The sequence below is a fragment of the Sphingopyxis sp. genome (assembly GCF_016463645.1).
Classification (GTDB): domain Bacteria; phylum Pseudomonadota; class Alphaproteobacteria; order Sphingomonadales; family Sphingomonadaceae; genus Sphingopyxis.
In genome coordinates, this window is sequence record NZ_JAEMQX010000023.1 from 1 (window position 1) to 15,921 (window position 15,921).

The 15,921-nt window shown below is 65.1% G+C and carries 12 protein-coding genes; 3 read left to right on the forward strand and 9 right to left on the reverse strand.

The annotated features are described in order from the left end of the window. On the forward strand, window positions 1-884 hold an 884-nt coding region (locus tag JHC57_RS07345), incomplete at its 5' end, for a formylglycine-generating enzyme family protein (protein ID WP_294029359.1). A 2-nt stretch (window positions 885-886) separates the two neighbouring features. After that, a complete protein-coding gene (locus tag JHC57_RS07350) occupies window positions 887-2,452 on the forward strand; it encodes a sulfatase (RefSeq protein ID WP_294029360.1) in 1,566 nt (521 codons plus the stop codon). A 71-nt stretch (window positions 2,453-2,523) separates the two neighbouring features. Here JHC57_RS07350 and JHC57_RS07355 read toward each other — a convergent pair whose 3' ends face one another. From JHC57_RS07355 to JHC57_RS07380, 6 genes are all read right to left on the reverse strand, one after another. Further along, window positions 2,524-3,612 carry a glycoside hydrolase family 43 protein gene (locus tag JHC57_RS07355; protein ID WP_366928533.1) on the reverse strand — a complete coding sequence of 363 codons (1,089 nt, stop codon included), beginning with the start codon at window positions 3,610-3,612 and terminating at the stop codon, window positions 2,524-2,526. Window positions 3,613-3,629: 17 nt separating this feature from the next. After that, the gene (locus JHC57_RS07360) at window positions 3,630-6,443 is read right to left on the reverse strand and encodes a TonB-dependent receptor (RefSeq protein ID WP_294029361.1); all 2,814 of its coding nucleotides are present in this window, start codon (window positions 6,441-6,443) and stop codon (window positions 3,630-3,632) included. A gap of 186 nt (window positions 6,444-6,629) precedes the next feature. Next, window positions 6,630-8,051, reverse strand: a complete 1,422-nt coding sequence (locus tag JHC57_RS07365; protein ID WP_294029362.1) for a sulfatase — start codon at window positions 8,049-8,051, stop codon at window positions 6,630-6,632. 26 nt (window positions 8,052-8,077) lie between these two features. Then, window positions 8,078-8,707, reverse strand: coding sequence for a 2-dehydro-3-deoxy-6-phosphogalactonate aldolase (locus tag JHC57_RS07370; protein WP_294029363.1), 630 nt, complete (start codon window positions 8,705-8,707; stop codon window positions 8,078-8,080). Then, window positions 8,704-9,582 carry a 2-dehydro-3-deoxygalactonokinase gene (locus JHC57_RS07375; protein WP_294029392.1) on the reverse strand — a complete coding sequence of 293 codons (879 nt, stop codon included), beginning with the start codon at window positions 9,580-9,582 and terminating at the stop codon, window positions 8,704-8,706. The genes JHC57_RS07370 and JHC57_RS07375 overlap by 4 nt, the downstream gene beginning before the upstream one ends. After that, window positions 9,573-11,168, reverse strand: coding sequence for a sodium/solute symporter (locus JHC57_RS07380; RefSeq protein WP_294029364.1), 1,596 nt, complete (start codon window positions 11,166-11,168; stop codon window positions 9,573-9,575). Before JHC57_RS07380 ends, JHC57_RS07375 begins: the two co-directional genes overlap by 10 nt. A 135-nt stretch (window positions 11,169-11,303) precedes the next feature. Here JHC57_RS07380 and JHC57_RS07385 point away from each other — a divergent pair, with 135 nt between their 5' ends. After that, window positions 11,304-12,038, forward strand: coding sequence for a FadR/GntR family transcriptional regulator (locus JHC57_RS07385; RefSeq protein ID WP_294029393.1), 735 nt, complete (start codon window positions 11,304-11,306; stop codon window positions 12,036-12,038). 19 nt (window positions 12,039-12,057) lie between these two features. Here JHC57_RS07385 and JHC57_RS07390 read toward each other — a convergent pair whose 3' ends face one another. Genes JHC57_RS07390 through JHC57_RS07400 form a run of 3 tightly spaced genes read right to left on the reverse strand, consistent with a single transcriptional unit; the run spans window position 12,058 to window position 15,876 of the window. Continuing rightward, window positions 12,058-13,197 (reverse strand): aldose epimerase family protein, encoded by a 1,140-nt coding sequence (locus tag JHC57_RS07390; RefSeq protein WP_294029365.1) that lies wholly within the window; start codon window positions 13,195-13,197, stop codon window positions 12,058-12,060. Between the two features lie 13 nt (window positions 13,198-13,210). Then, window positions 13,211-14,065 carry an SMP-30/gluconolactonase/LRE family protein gene (locus JHC57_RS07395; protein ID WP_294029366.1) on the reverse strand — a complete coding sequence of 285 codons (855 nt, stop codon included), beginning with the start codon at window positions 14,063-14,065 and terminating at the stop codon, window positions 13,211-13,213. Continuing rightward, window positions 14,065-15,876, reverse strand: a complete 1,812-nt coding sequence (locus tag JHC57_RS07400) for an IlvD/Edd family dehydratase (RefSeq protein ID WP_294029367.1) — start codon at window positions 15,874-15,876, stop codon at window positions 14,065-14,067. Before JHC57_RS07400 ends, JHC57_RS07395 begins: the two co-directional genes overlap by 1 nt. Window positions 15,877-15,921 lie beyond the last annotated feature (45 nt).

Sequence of the window (15,921 nt, forward strand, 5' to 3'; positions counted from 1 at the left end):
CGGATCGCTTCTATCCCGAGGAACAGCCGCTGCGCCGCGTCAAGGTCGACAGCTTCTGGATCGACGAGACGCCGGTGACCAACCGCGCTTTCGCCGAATTCGTCACGGCGACGGGCTATCGCACCCTTGCCGAACTGCCGCCCGATCCGAAGCTGTATCCGGGCGCCGATCTGGAGGGGGTCGAGCCCGGATCGCTGCTCTTCCGGAAAGCCGACGGCCTGATCCCGCTCGACGACCCGTCAGGATGGTGGGCCTTCGTCCCCGGCGTCGACTGGCGGCATCCGACCGGCCCCGAAAGCACGATCGAGGGGCTCGAGGATCATCCCGTCGTCCATGTCGCGCACTGCGATGCCGAGGCCTATGCGAAGTGGGCCGGAAAGTCGCTGCCGACCGAGGCCGAATGGGAATATGCCGCGCGCGGAGGCGTCGATGGACAGGATTATGCCTGGGGCGACGAGCTGGCGCCGGATGGCGCGATCCTCGCCAATTACTGGCTCGGCCTTTTTCCGATTTCGACGACCAAAGCCGATGGGCAGTATCGCACGACGCCGGTCGGCAGTTTTCCGGCGAACGGCCATGGCCTCTTCGACATGATCGGCAACGTATGGGAATGGACGCGCGACTGGTACGCGGCGCCGCAGGCGGCGAAGAGCAAGTCGCCCTGCTGCGCGATCGCCAATCCGCGCGGCGCGACACTCGCGCAAAGCTATGATGCCGCCGCCCCCGGCGCGCGCATCGGCCGCAAGGTCCTGAAGGGTGGCTCGCACCTTTGCGCAGTCAACTATTGCCAGCGCTACCGCCCGGCGGCGCGGCATCCGCAACATGTCGACAGCGCGACAAGCCATATCGGCTTTCGCTGCGTGTCGCGACGAAAGGGAGAATGAACATGTCACGTACCGCGCACTGGACCCGCAGGGCCATGCTGGCCTTGCTGATCACGGCGACGTCGGCATGCTCGCAGGCACCTGCGCCGCGCGCAGCGCTGAACCCTGCGCCGGCACCCGCAACGGCGCAGCGTCCCAACGTGCTGTTGATCCTCGTCGATGACCTCAAGCCCGCGCTCGGCACCTACGGCGATCGCACCGCGATCACCCCCAACATGGATCGCCTCGCCCAGCGCGGCGTGCGCTTCGACCTCGCCTATGCCAACGAAGCGGTCTGTGCACCCAGCCGCATCAACCTGATGAGCGGCGCGCGCTCGACGAGCAGTGGTATCTATAATTTCGGGATGAACCTGCGCGACTATATGCCCGATGCGGTGACGCTCCCCGACTATTTCATGCGCGCCGGCTATCACACCGAAAGCATGGGCAAGGTCTATCACATCGGCCACGGCACCGTCGGCGACACCGCCGGCTGGTCGGTCCCGCACCACAAGGACAAGGTGATCGAATATGTCGATCCCGCGAGTACCGGCGGAAAGCCCACGCAGGAAGAGGCGCTGTTCGAGGAAATTCCGGTCCCCGAGGGCAATCCCTTCGCCTATGCGCGCACGCTCGCGCGCGGCGCGGCATGGGAAATGCCCGATGTCGCCGACGACGCCTATGCCGACGGCCGCACCGCCAAGCGCGCGGAGGAACGGCTGAAGGCGCTGAAGCAGGGCAACCAGCCCTTCTTCCTCGCCGTCGGCTTCGCGCGGCCGCACCTGCCCTTCTCGGTCCCCAAACGCTATTGGGACATGTACGACCCGGCGAAGCTGCCGATGCCGAGCTTCGAAAAGCTGCCCGAGGGTGCACCCGCCTATACCGACAAGCAGGGCGGCGAGATCAACGCCTATCGCGAGCCGCCGCGCGATATCCGTGGTGACCAGTTCCCGCCGGAGATCAAGCGACAGTTGCTCCACGGCTATTATGCCGGCGTTTCCTATGTCGACGTCCAGATCGGCAAGGTGCTGAGGGCGCTCGAACGCGAAGGGCTCGCCGACAACACCATCGTCGTCCTGTGGGGCGACCATGGCTATCATCTCGGCGATCATGGCATCTGGACCAAGCACACCAACATGGAACAGGCGACGCGCATCCCGCTGATCTTTGCGGGGCCCGGGATCGTCAGGGGACGCGAAACCCGCCAGCTCGCCGAAACCGTCGACATCTATCCGACGCTCGCCGCCCTCGCCGCCCTGCCTGCGCCCAAGGGTCCGCAGCCGATCGACGGCACGTCGCTCGCGCCGGTGCTGCACGACCCGGCGGCGCGCGTACGCGGCTATGCCTATCACGCCTATCCGCGCCCCGGACGGCTCGGCCAGGCGATCCGTACCGACCGCTACCGCCTCGTCCGCTGGACGCAGGAAAAGACCGGCGCGCGCGATTATGAACTCTATGACCTCGTCGCCGATCCCGAAGAGACGCGCAACCAGGCGAACACGCTGCCCAAGGTTCGCGCCGAGCTCGACGCGATCCTCGACAGCCAGCCCGCGGCGCAGCCGATCAATGGCAAGCCTCGCAGAAACTGAGGCGGGTCCGGAGGCAAAGAAAAGGCCGCGGTAACCCCGCGGCCTTTTTGTTTGTCACGATGACCGAATGCTCAGCGACCGCGCGACGGCACCGGCATCGGTGTGGCGCTGGCGACGGGTTCGCCAAACTCCGGCCACCCCGCCTCGCTCCATCCGAAACGCTGGATATGCGGCGCCCGAGCGGGCGTGCATTTCATGCCCGGCCCGGGATTGGCGTGATAGATGATCCAGCTTTCCTTGCCGTCGGGCGAAGTGAAAAAGCCGTTGTGCCCCGTTGCATAGACACCGTTCGCGCTCTTGAAGACGGGCTGGGCGGTCTTCGTCCAGACCTTGGGGTCGAGTACGTCCGATCCCGCGGGCGCGTGCAGCAGACCGAGCGAATAATCGTCGGACCAGCAGGCGCTCGCCGAATAGGTGAGGAACAGGTCGCCCTTCGGCCCCAGCAGGAACTCCGGACCTTCGAGAATCTGGCGCCCGCCCTGCTTTTCCCAAGGCTTGTCGGGCATCGCGATCACGCTTTCGGGCCCGGTGAGCGTCCAGGGATTGGCCATTTCCGCGATCGCCAAACCGCTGTCGGCACCGATATAGGGTGAGTAGGCGAAATAGCGTTTGCCGCCATGCTCGAAGACGGTGCCGTCGATCCCGGCCCGCGCGGTGTTCACGCGTCCGCGGTCGATCCACTCGCCCCGCATCGGATCGGCGCCGCTGTTCTCGAGCACGAAGACCGCGCGATGCTTGTCGTCCTTGAAGCCGCTCGCGGTGGCCGAATAGTAGAGATACCATTTTCCGTCGAGGCGATGCAGTTCGGGCGCCCAGATGCTGTGCGCGTTCGCCCCCTTGGCGGGCGGCGTCCACACGACGCGCTTCTCCGCTTTCGCAAGGTCGGCGATATTGTCGGTCCGCCACAGCATGAGGCGGTTGCCCAGCGTGTGCGTGTAATAATAGACGCCGTCCACCTGCATGATCCACGGATCGGGACCCGAGGGGAGCAGCGGGTTGCTGAAGGTCGCCGGCGACGCTTCGGCCCCGCCCGCCGGGGCGACCATGCCGGCCAGAAGCGCCGCGGCGAGCAGCGCCGCCGATCGGCGGGTGCGTCCGTCATATGACTTGTCGAGGCGGCGGGTCGAACCCGCCGCCCCCTTCCTGCAGGCAAGCTTCATGCGATTTCCTTGTCCGTTCAGAATTTTACCCGGGCACCGATGCTATAGACCGTCTCGTCGCCCTGCAGCGCAAAGACGACCCGCTTGTCGCCCCAATAGGTCGACGTCTTGTTGCGCAGGATGTTCGTACCGCCCACGTCGAGCCGCAAAGCGTCGGTCACATCATAGCCGATGCTGAAGTCGAGACGGCCGGCGGGCCGGACATAGGACAGGAACACCGGGATATAGGGATCGTTGACCGGCCGGCTTTCGTCGTAGGGCCGTACCGCGACGCCGCCCGTGTTGTCGCCGTTGATATATTTGGAGCGGAAGGTCCAGATCAGGCGCCCGCTCAGGCCCTTTTTGTCATAGAGGAGGCCGGCGGTGTAATTATATTTGGACACCCCGACCAGCGGGTTGCCCGCGAGCGGATCGTCGCCCTTGATCTTCGAATCCGCCAGGGTGAACGCACCCTGCACGCCGAAACCCGACAGCGCCCCCGGCAGGAAGTCGAAGAAATATTGCGCGCTGACCTCGATGCCCTTGAGGTCGACCGACCCGACGTTGCGCGGGGTGGAGATCAGGTAATTTTCGCCGCCGATCTCCTCCTGCCGGTTCGCGGTGACGACGCGGTCCTTGATCGAGCGATAATAGCCGGCGACCGCAACATAGCCGCTGTCGAAATAATATTCGGCGGTCAGGTCGATGCTGTCCGATTGTTGCGGACGCAGGTCGGGGTTGCCGCGCGTGCCGTTGTTGATCAGGAACACATTGCCGACGACGGTGAGCGATTCCGCAGGGTTGAGCGAGCCGAAATCGGGACGCCGCATCGACCGCGAATAGGTAAGGCGTGTCTGGAACGAGCCCGGGAATTTCAGCCGCGCGGTGGCCGATGGCAGGATATCGACGTCGGACCGCTTGGCGACGATCGGGCTGAAGACATTGCTGTCCTCGACGCGCTCGAAGCCCGAGATGGTGCGATCGGTCTTGACGACGCGCGTACCGACCACGCCATCGAGCGTCAACGCGCCGATCGGGATTTCATAGCTGCCCTCGAGATAGGCGGCCAAGGTTTCCTCGCTGGCGTTGAATTCCTTCGTCGGATCGTAGGGCGGCGCCTCGAGGGGGAGGCCGAACAGATCGCGCAGTTCGTTCCGGCCGCGTTCGGAGCGCAGGTAGGCCGGATTCACGCCAAGGAACGCCTGACCACCGTTGAGCCGCGGGGCAACGCCGATGACGCCCAGGAAATCGGGCGACAGCGGCAGGCTGGAAATCAGCCGCGCATTGGCTTCCGACGGCGTGCCGATATTGCCGAAACCGATCGACTGGACGGTGTTGGTCTGGCGCACTTCCTGGAACCGCGCCTCACGCTTCGCATAGCGCAGGCCGCCCCGAAGCTTGGTCAGGATGCCGTCGAATTCATATTCGCTGTCCATGCGTGCCTGGAACAGGCTGCCCTTGCCAGTCGAGAAATTCTGGTTGATCGAATTGCGGAGCGAGACATTCTCGGAGCTGAGCGGGATCGAGGGATCGATCGTGAAGGACGGACCGTCATTGTCGTCGAATTCGACGAAGATGGTCGGCACGCGCTGCCCCACCTCGGCGTTGAAATTCTCGGTCACCGAGCGCGATGTCTGATAGGCGACGTCGACCTTGAGCACGCCGCGATCCTGTTCGAAAATCAGGCCGCCGGCGATCATCTTGTTCCGCTGCGTCACTTCCTCGGACGAGCTGTTCTGGTTGATCACGACATTGTTGAAGCGCGCGCTCGTGGGCTCGCACATCGTTTTGACGGTCGCCGGCTGAAGCGTTGGCGTCACTTCCCCGGTATCCGGATCCACATTGTTCACGATCTGGGGGTTCGTCCCGGCACCGTTGACGCGCGCGTCGATGCAATAATCGCTGAGGGTGACCTCGGCGATCTGCGAACCATTGGTGAACGGTTGGGGGTTGAAACCGGCGAAGCCCGTGGTGCTGTTGAAATAGGTATAGAGGCCGTCGGCATAGAATTGCAGCGACGGAGTCGCCTGCCATTGCAGCGCGGCATTGGCCTGAAAGCGCTTGATGTCCCCGACGTCGGGCATGTTGCGCAGCACCTGCGGCATCAGGATGTCGGCGGTGCCGAACGGCGCCCCCGACACGAAACGACGCTCGCCCAGGTTGGTGACGCTGCGGATATTCTCGGCCTGCGAATAGGTCACATTGACCAGCGCGCCGATCTCGCCGATCGACGAATCGGTCTTGGCGGCGGCGAGAGCGCCGAATTGCGGATTGCTCGCGTCGGCGGTCGTCGCGTAATTCTGGCGCGCGGTCAGGACGAAGGTCGGGTCGCGAAAGTCGAAGGGGCGATTGAGCCGCAGGTCGAGCGCGCCGGCAACGCCGCCTTCGATCTGATCCGCGGTTTGCGATTTGAATGCATCGATCCGCGCGAGCGCCTCTGCCGGGACGTCCTGCAGGTCGAAACCGCGCCCCGTGGTGGTCACCACCTCGCGGCCGTTCACCGTTGTCAAAATGTCGGTGAGGCCGCGGATGCGGACCGTCGACAGCTCGTTGTTGCGGTCGTTCTGGACCTGGATACCGGGTACGCGCTGCAGCGCGGCGGCGACGGTCGGGTCGGGCAATTTGCCGATGTCGGTCGCGACGATGGAATCGACGACCTGTGTTGCGTTGCGCTTTACCTCGGCCGCGCGTTCGAGCGACTGGCGCACGCCGGTGACGACGATATCGCCGTCGGCGCTTTCCGCTTGCTGGTCCGGATCCTGCGCGACCGGCGCCGCCGTATCCTGAGCAACCGCCGGCATCGAAACGAATACGGCCGTTGCCGACACCGCACCCAACAAAGCCTTACGCATAATCCTCTCCCTGTCTGACGCGTTTCGCGCGCTCGTACCACCCCGATATCGAGGCCTTGGAACGATAAATAATATAAAACGGAGAATATGGCAACGCGCGATGGCAACGAAACAGGGGCCGACCGAAAAAAATGCGCCGGAGGCGGGCTCCGGCGCATCATCACGTCGATTGGCCGGCAGCCGCCGTCAGTCGCTCTCACCGCTCATCGCCCCGCGTTCGAAGCGGGGCTTGACCGGGACCGACCCGCTGTCGCCCTGCGCCTTGCGCCAGGCTGCGAGGCGGCCGCGGAGGTCGGCCAACTGCTTGGCATAGCGCGGATCGCCCGCGAGGTTCACCTTCTCGTCGGGGTCCGCTGCCAGGTCATAGAGCTCCTCGGCGGGGCGCTTGTAATAGCTGTCGACGACCGCCTTCGCGGCCGGATCCTTGTCGGCCGCCTCGCGCCACGAGGGGAAATAGGCGCCCGAGTCCGTGCGCATCACCTTCAGGTCGATGTGCGTCGTATAGGTCCAGTCGGGATGCAGATTCTCGATATATTTCCAGCGGTCGGTGCGAATGCTGCGCATCGGATAGACATTGACGCGGCCGTCATTGTTGTGAGTCGTGAAAATCTCCTTGCGGCCCGCCGCCGCCTGTCCGCCACCGAAGAGGCCGGCGAAGGAAAGCCCGTCGATGCCTTCCGGCTTCTTGCCGCCGGCGAGCTCGACCAGCGTCGGCAGGACGTCCACCCAGCTGACCATCGCGTCGGTCCGGGTGCCCGCCTTCACATGACCGTTCCAGCGCACGACCATCGGCACGCGCGTGCCGGTGTCGTAGAGGTTCCACTTGCCGAAGGGCCACTGCGTGCCATGATCGGTCGAATAGAGGACGAAGGTATCCTTGCCGAGCACCGCATCGACCGCGTCCATCGTCGATGCGAGGTCCTGATCCATGCGCGTGACCGCCGCATAGAAACGCGCGCGCGCGTCGCGGGTGATCGGCGTATCGACCGTCTTGGGCGGCAGTTTCATCGCGGCCGGGTCATAGCCCTCGGTCGTCCGCGGCCACGGAACATGCGGCCAGTTGGTGCCGACGAACAGCGCGAGCGGGCGCTTGTCCTTGCGCGCCTTCAGCCATTCGGCGGCCGCCGGGATACCCTTGTGATCGTGGAAAGTGTCGTTCGCATAATAATCGAAACCATAGGTTCCCGTGTGCTGGTAATGCGCGACCTTGCCGAAGGCGACGACCTCATAGCCCTGTTCCTGGAGATAGGAGGGCAGCTTGCGGATCGCCGCATTGGCGCGGTCGTGGTTCGCCTCCGCGCCGTTGCGCGCGGGCATCATCCCGGTGAGCAGCGCGGCGCGGCTCGGCGCGCAGGCCGGCGAGGCGACGAAGGCACGATCGAACGACATGCCTTCGGAAGCGAGACGTTGCAGCGCCGGGGTGCGGACATTCGCATCGCCGCCGAGCGGAACGTCGGCATAGCTCAGGTCATCGGCGAGGAAGATCACGATATTGGGCTTCGCCGGCGACTTGGCGGCGCCCTGCGCATGGCCGGGCGCGGCAGAAGCGAAGGAAAAGGCGAGGGCGCTCGATACGAGCACCAGGTTACGCCGGCTGAATTTGGACATCGGATATCTCCCGGATTGTAGAGTTTTTATCGGCCGAGCGCCGCGATGAAGGCGCGCGCGCGGTCGCCGACGTCGCTCGCACCCATGCCGGGCTTGTAGAGCGCCGACCCGAGGCCGAAGCCCGCTGCCCCCGCCGCGAGCCACGGTTCCATATTGTCGGGCGCGATCCCGCCGACGGGCAGCAGCCGCGTCCCCGCGGGGACCACCGCTCCCAGCGCCTTGAGAACCGCCGGGCTCGCCGCCTCGGCCGGAAAGAGCTTCAGCGCCGCCGCGCCTGCCGCCAGCGCGGCGAAGGCCTCGCTGGGCGTCGCGAAGCCAGGCAATGACACGAGGCCCGCGCCGGCGGCTGCGGCGACGACGTCGACATCGGTGTTGGGCGAAATGATCATCGTCCCGCCGGCGTCGGCGACAGCGGCGACATCGGCGGTCGTCAGCACCGTGCCGGCGCCGATGACCGCGCGGCCCTTCATCCGGCCGGCAAGGCGGCCGATGCTATCCAGCGGGTCGGGCGAATTCAGCGGGACCTCGATCAGCGTGAAACCGGCCTCGACCAGTGCTTCGCCGATCGCTTCGACCTCGTCCGGCTTCACGCCGCGCAGGATCGCGATCAGCGGACAGCGCGCGAAGGCGGCGTCGAAGGCGGCAACATGGGTCATAGGGCTTTGTCTCCGATGGCGAGGATACCGCGCGCAAAGGCGCTATGGCTGTCGACGATCACCGGCTCGCGGCCGGTCGCCGCGACAGCGGTGGCGTAAAGATCGCCGAGCTGGGCATCGGCGAGAATATGAATCTGCTCGAACGCGCAATCGTCCATGCGCGCGGCGACATCGCTGCCGATCAGCACGCCGCTGGCGAAGGACGCCGCGTCGGCATCATCGCGAAGTCCGAGCACGGACGCCGCGCGGATGGCGAACAGCGACGCCGCAAGGTCGCGCCGCGCGCCTTCGGCCAGCCCCGCGCGAAACGCGTCGCCGTCAGTAACCTCGGCGGTCAGCGCCCCCGCGAGCAGGCTGTGTCCGCGAAGCAGCGCGAACAGCTCGCCCGTCATCGCGGTGGTGAAACCGCTGATCCGCCCGTCCGTCATCGTCGCCCATTTGCAGTGGGTCCCCGGCTGCGCGAGCAGCGCGTCGGGCGGCACCATCCAGCCCGCGACCGCACCGAGCAACTGGACTTCCTCGCCGCGCATCACGTCGGCGCGCCCACGCGCCGAACAGGAAACGCCCGGCACGATCGCCGTACGGTCGTCGACCCGATCGAGCCCGGCCACCAGCTCGTCGAGCCCCGCCGGCGCCGCGACATAGGGCACGACGCGCCAGCCGACGGTCGAACCGACCATCCCCGCGAGCAGCATCGGCAGGTCGCCGAACCGCTCGCGAATCGCCGCGACCTCGCCCGCGAAGTCGGTGACCGACGCGGCGCCGCGATCGTCGCGCTCGGTATGCGCGACCGCGCCGTCCTCGAACCGGAACACGCGCCGGTTGGTCGTGCCCCAGTCGACGGCGAGAAAGGCGGACGGCTTGCTCACCACCAGGTCGCGTAGAGCGCGATGAGGACCAGGATGACGCCGATGCCCGCGACGTTGAACGTTGTCGGGGTCGCGAAGCTGACGCCCTGCATCGTGATGCGGTTCGCATCGCCGCGCCCCTTGAACATCAGACTGATCCCGACCGCGAGTACGAGGCTGATCAGGAAGACAAGCCCCATGCGATTCATGAAGGGGAAGTCGGGCATGCCGATCTTGAACGCGTAAGACAGGGCCACCGACGCGATGGCGGCGGCGATCGCCCCCGCTTCGCTTGCTTTTTTCCAGAACAGGCCGAGCAGGAAGATCACCGTGATACCCGGCGTGAAGAAGCCCGAGAATTCCTGGATGAACTGGAAGGCCTGATCCGAATTGCCGAGCAGCGGGCGTGCGGTGAGCAGTGCGATCACGACCGCCAGAGCGGCGGCGATGCGGCCGACCAGCACCAGATGCCTCTCGCGCCCGCCGCGCTGTCCGTCCTCAGCTTCGTTCGAAAGGCCGCGGGCCTTGGCATAGAGGTCGAGCGTGAAGATCGTCGCGATCGAATTGATCTTGCTTGCGGTCGACGCGATGATCGCGGCGATCAGCGCGGCGAAGACGAGGCCGAGCAGCCCGGGAGGCAGCAGGCGCATCATCGTCGGATAGGCTTCGTCGGGCTTGGCGAGATCGGGCGCCAGCACGACGGCGGCGATACCCGGCAGGACGATGATCACCGGCATCAGCAGCTTCAGGAATGCCGCGAAGATCACGCCCTTCTGCGCTTCGCCCAGATCCTTCGCGGCGAGCGCGCGCTGGATGATATACTGGTTGAATCCCCAATAGCTGAGGTTCGCGATCCACATGCCGCCGACGAGTACGGCAATACCAGGCAGGTCCTTGTAGAAGGGGTGATCGGGCGCGAGGATCATGTCGAAATGCCCCGGGACGCGCTCGGTCAGGATCGAGAAGCCCGCGATCACGCCCTGTCCGTCGCTGATCTCGTTGAGCGTCAGATAGGAGATGATCAGGCCGCCCATGACGAGCAGGGTCACCTGTACGATGTCGGTGAGCGCAACGGCCTTCAAACCGCCATAGAGCTGATAGAGCAGCGCAAAGGCGCCGAGTACGATCAGCGCGACATTCTGGTCGACGCCCGCGACCTTGTTCACCGCGATCGACCCGAGCCAGATGATCGAGGTCAGGTTCACGAAAACGTAGAGCGCGAGCCAGAAGACCGCCATGATCACCGGCAGCGTCCTGCCATACCGCTGCTCGAGGAACTGCGGCATCGTGTAAATTTCATTCTTGAGGAAGATCGGCAGGAAATATTTGCCGACGATCAGCAGCGTCAGTGCCGCCATCCATTCATAGGAAGCGATCGCAAGGCCGAGCGCATAGCCCGATCCAGACATGCCGACGATCTGTTCGGCCGAGATGTTCGCGGCGATCAGCGATGCGCCGATCGCCCACCAGGGCAGCGATTTAGAGGCAAGAAAATAGTCGGACGTATCCTTCGCATGCCCGGCCTTTTCGCGGCTCACCCATTGCGCGAGGCCGAAAATGCCGATGGCATATATGACGATGACGATGATATCGATTTGCGACAGGCCCGACATACGGACTCTCCCCTTGGCTGATTATTGAAATCACATTTATCTGATTTAAATTGCTTGTCTAGCTTCCTGTGCGGAATCAGTGATAAGGCCGGTCAAAATAAGTCAAAATAACGCGTGGAGACGAACGTGGCGAACATGTCGGGACTGGGTATCGAGGATGCGGGGCCGCAGCTGGGGCGCAATCTGACCTATGGCATGCTCGATGCGATCGGGCGCGCGATCGTCGTCGGCGATTATGACGGCGCGACCTTCCCGACCGAAGCCGAACTCGCCAAGCAGCATGGCGTCAGCCGGTCGGTGACGCGCGAAGCCGTAAAGATGCTGACCGCGAAGGGGCTGCTCAGCGCGCGCCCGCGCCAAGGGACGACCGTCCAGCCGACGACCTCCTGGAACCTCTTCGACACCGATGTCCTTCGCTGGCTGCTGGAGCGGCAATTCTCGATCGACCTGCTGCGACAGTTCAACGAACTGCGCGTCGCGATCGAACCCGAAGCGGCGGCGCTCGCAGCCCGCGTCGCGACGGCGGACGATATCGAGCGGGTGAATGCCGGCCTCAAACGGATGGAACGGGCCGAACGCGGCGAGGACGACACGCTGGAAAGCGACATCGCCTTTCATATCGCGGTGCTGCGCGCATCACGGAACCCGTTTTACGCGCAGTTCCGCGACGTCGTCAGCACCGCGCTGCGCACCTCGATCCGATTCACCAATCGCGTCAAGGGGCGCACCGCGAATGTCGCCGACCATGCGGCGGTGCGCGATGCGATCGCCGGCGGCAATCCCGACAAGGCGCGCAAGGCGATGCGATCGCTGATCAGCGACGTGCTCGATCTCATCGACACCGCGAAGCCCGACGGCGCCGCCGGATAAGGCGGCGACGCCCGGCTCGCTATCGCTTCGCCCCCGTGGTCAGGCGGTAGGTCATCACGTTGCGATAGGTTTCGCCCGGCGCGAGGCGGGCGACGGGAAAATTCTTCTGGTTCGGCGCATCGGGGAAAATCTGCGGCTCCATGACGAGCGCGTCGCCCATGCGATAGATTTTCCTGCTCTTGCCGTGGCTCGTCGCGTCGAAGAAGTTACCCGAATACATCTGGAGCCCCGGCTGGTTCGACCAGAGTTCAAACCCGCGGCCCGACGCCGGATCCTCGACGCGCGCCATCAGATGCTGGTCGGCGGTGACCTTGCGGCCGATCACCCAATTATGATCGTAGCCGCGGCCGAAGACGATCTGTTCGTCACCGGCGTCGCGGACGCGGTCACCGATCGCAGTGGGCTTGCGGAAATCGAACACGGTGCCGGCGACCGGACGATATTCGCCCGTCGGGATCGCACCCGAGTCGGTGGGCAGATAGCTTTCCGCCGGGATCGTCACGACATGGCCCATCGCCCCGTTCGCCGAACCCTCGCCCGACAGGTTCCAATAGGCATGATTGGTGATGTTCGCGATCGTCGGGCGGTCGGTCGTCGCGACATATTCGATCCGGAGGTCGTTCTTCTCGTCGAGCGAATAGATCGCATCGACCGTCATCGTGCCCGGATAGCCCTGGTCGCCGTCGGGGCTGACATAGCGTAGCGTGACCGATGCGGTCGGCCCGCTCTTGACCGAGGTCACTTCCCACAAGACCTTGTCGAAACCGAGCGTACCGCCGTGCAGCGCGTTCGCGCCGTTGTTGACCGGCGTCTGCCACGTCTTGCCGTCGAGTTTGAAACGCCCGCCCGCAAGCCGGTTGGCGAAGCGTCCGACGGTCGAGCCGAAATATTGCGGCTTGTCGATATAGTCGGAGAGATTGTCGTAGCCGAGCGCGACATCGGCTTTCTTGCCATCGCGGTCGGGCATCACCACCGACTGCAGCGTCGCGCCAAGCGCGATGACCGTTGCCGAAATCCCGTTGCCATTGGTCAGCGTCACCGCAGGCACGCTACGCCCGTCGGGCATTTTGCCGAAGCTCGATTGCGTTGCTTCCGCGCCAAGTGCAGGCGTCGCTGCGACCAATGCCGCCGCCGCAGCGCCCCAAGCCAGTTTCGTCATTTTCTTCACTCCTCTAACCCCTGTATTTCATTGTCGGCAGGCCGCGGCACCCCGGATCGACCTCGAACAGCGCGCCACCATGTTCCTCCACCACGCCGTCGGACGCCGAGGTGACGAACATCCGGTCGAGGTCGGCGCCCGCAAAGGTGCAGCTGGTGATTTGCGACGCCGGCAGCCCGATATGGCGGTCGAGCGTCCCGTCGGGGGCGAAGCGCATGACTCGCGACGCCCCCCAGCAAGCCACCCAGAGGCCGCCCTCGGCATCGAAGGTCATCCCGTCGGGATTGCCCCAATCCTTCTCGAAGACAATGAACGGCGCAGCTTCGCCGAGCGATCCGTCGTCGTGGATATCGAAGCGAAAGATCGTCCCGCGCGCGGTGTCGGTGTGGAGCAGGAAACGCCCCTCTGGATCGATCGCGGGACCGTTGGCAATCGTATAGGGGCCGTCGACCTGCGTCAGCGCGCCGTCGGGATCGAGCCGGTAGAAGGCGCCCGAGGGGCGGTCACAGGTAACGGGCATCGTCCCGGCCCATATCCGCCCCTTGGCATCGGCCTTGGCATCGTTCAGCCGGTTTGCGGCATTGCGCGGGTCGACCGACGCAATCGGTTCGCGGGCATCGCCATCGAGATCGATGCGAACGATATCGCGGCCGATACCTGCGACGAAGCCGGCCTCCTCGCGCTCGATGATCCACGCCGCATAATGCGGCTGCTCGAAGCTCTCCACGCACTCGCCCGCCAGCGCCATACGGTTGATGCGGCGACCGAGGATATCGACCCAGAACAGCGCGTCGTGCCGCGCGGACCACAAGGGCCCCTCGCCCAGCCGGTCGCGCCGGTCGCGCGCAATCACCCGCACGTCCGGCATCAGTGGCTGTCTCGCGGCAATCCGTGCGTCTGCGCGACGCGTTGATATTTGACCGCCATTTCGAGCACCGCACCGCCGTCGAACTGCCCGGTCAGCGCGCGGTGGATTTCCTGCCACGGCGTCTGCGCGGGCGGCATATAGTCGGGATCAGCTTTCAGCGCCGCACGGCGGCGTTCGAGCTCGGCATCGTCAACCAGCATATTGGCGGTGCGTTTGACTAGGTCGATGCGAATGCGGTCACCCGTCTGCACCAGCGCCAACCCGCCGCCGACAACGGCCTCGGGCGCGGCGTTCAGGATCGACGGGCTGCCGCTCGTCCCCGACTGGCGCCCATCACCGATGCACGGCAGTGCATGGACGCCCGCCTGGATCAGCGCCACGGGCGGACGCATGTTCACAACCTCGGCGCCGCCGGGGTAGCCGATCGGCCCCGCCCCGCGCATGATGAGGATCGAATGGGCATCGGCGCCGAGCGCCGGATCGTCGATGCGACTGTGATAATCCTCGGGCCCGTCGAACACGATCGCGACGCCCTCGAACGCGTCGGGGTCGGCCGAATTGCTCAGATAACGTTCACGGAACTCGGGCGAAATGACGCTGAGCTTCATCACCGCATTGTCGAACAGATTGCCGCGCAGCACGGTCAGCCCCGCCGCGGGTTTCAGCGGCGCGTCGAGCGTGCGGATGACATCGACGTCCTGCGTGTCGGCCTCGCCGATATTCGCCGCGATCGTCTGGCCGTTGGCGGTGAGCGCATCGCCGTCGATCAGCCCCGCACGAAGCAACTGCCCCATCACCGCGGGAACGCCCCCGGCGCGATAGAAATCCTCGGCCAGATAGGCGCCCGCAGGCTGCAGGTTGACGATCAGCGGAATGTCGGCGCCCTGCGTCTCCCAGTCTTCCAGCGTCAGCTCGACACCGATGTGACGCGCAATCGCGTTGAGGTGGATCGGCGCGTTGGTCGATCCGCCGATCGCCGAATTGACGCGAATGGCGTTGAGGAAGGCGGCGCGCGTCAGGATGTCGCTCGGCTTGCGGTCGGCGTGAACCATTTCGACGATCTGCAGGCCGGTGCGATAGGCGCATTCCTGCCGGTCGCGATAGGGCGCTGGGATCGCTGCCGATCCGGGCAGCGACATGCCGAGCGCCTCGGTCAGCGAATTCATCGTCGTCGCGGTGCCCATCGTGTTGCACCACCCCGTCGACGGCGCCGACGAGGCGACGAGTTCGACGAAGCCCTTGTAGTCGATCTCGCCCGCGGCGAGCATTTCGCGCGCGCGCCAGACGATCGTGCCCGATCCGGTCCGCTCACCCTTGAACCAGCCGTTGAGCATCGGCCCCACCGACAGCGCGATCGACGGGATGTTGACCGTCGCCGCCGCCATCAGACACGCCGGCGTCGTCTTGTCGCAACCGACGGTCAGCACGACGCCGTCGAGCGGATAGCCATAGATCGCCTCGACAAGGCTCAGATATTGAAGGTTGCGATCGAGCCCCGCGGTCGGCCGCTTGCCCGTTTCCTGAATCGGGTGCGTCGGAAATTCGATCGCAATGCCGCCCGCGTCGCGGATGCCGTCGCGTACACGCTTCGCGAGTTCGAGATGATGGCGGTTGCACGGGGTCAGGTCGCTGCCGGTCTGGGCGATGCCGATGATCGGCCGCCCTGATTGCAATTCGTCGATACTGAGACCAAAGTTCAGATAGCGTTCGAGATAGAGCGCCGTCATATCCGGATTGCCCGGATTGTCGAACCAGGCACGCGACCGCAACCCCACTTTGCCTTCCGGCCGCGTATTCGCCCCTTCTCCCATATATATCCTTCTCGATGATCATTTCAGGCCATGGCCAGAAGCGGT

Bases quoted from the DNA above. Each gene is read 5' to 3' on its own strand.
- JHC57_RS07350 (WP_294029360.1), top strand. From the start codon at position 887: ATGTCACGTACCGCGCACTGGACCCGCAGGGCCATGCTGGCCTTGCTG.
- JHC57_RS07355 (WP_366928533.1), bottom strand. From the start codon at position 3,612: ATGAAGCTTGCCTGCAGGAAGGGGGCGGCGGGTTCGACCCGCCGCCTC.
- JHC57_RS07360 (WP_294029361.1), bottom strand. From the start codon at position 6,443: ATGCGTAAGGCTTTGTTGGGTGCGGTGTCGGCAACGGCCGTATTCGTT.
- JHC57_RS07365 (WP_294029362.1), bottom strand. From the start codon at position 8,051: ATGTCCAAATTCAGCCGGCGTAACCTGGTGCTCGTATCGAGCGCCCTC.
- JHC57_RS07370 (WP_294029363.1), bottom strand. From the start codon at position 8,707: ATGACCCATGTTGCCGCCTTCGACGCCGCCTTCGCGCGCTGTCCGCTG.
- JHC57_RS07380 (WP_294029364.1), bottom strand. From the start codon at position 11,168: ATGTCGGGCCTGTCGCAAATCGATATCATCGTCATCGTCATATATGCC.
- JHC57_RS07385 (WP_294029393.1), top strand. From the start codon at position 11,304: ATGTCGGGACTGGGTATCGAGGATGCGGGGCCGCAGCTGGGGCGCAAT.
- JHC57_RS07390 (WP_294029365.1), bottom strand. From the start codon at position 13,197: ATGACGAAACTGGCTTGGGGCGCTGCGGCGGCGGCATTGGTCGCAGCG.
- JHC57_RS07395 (WP_294029366.1), bottom strand. From the start codon at position 14,065: ATGCCGGACGTGCGGGTGATTGCGCGCGACCGGCGCGACCGGCTGGGC.
- JHC57_RS07400 (WP_294029367.1), bottom strand. From the start codon at position 15,876: ATGGGAGAAGGGGCGAATACGCGGCCGGAAGGCAAAGTGGGGTTGCGG.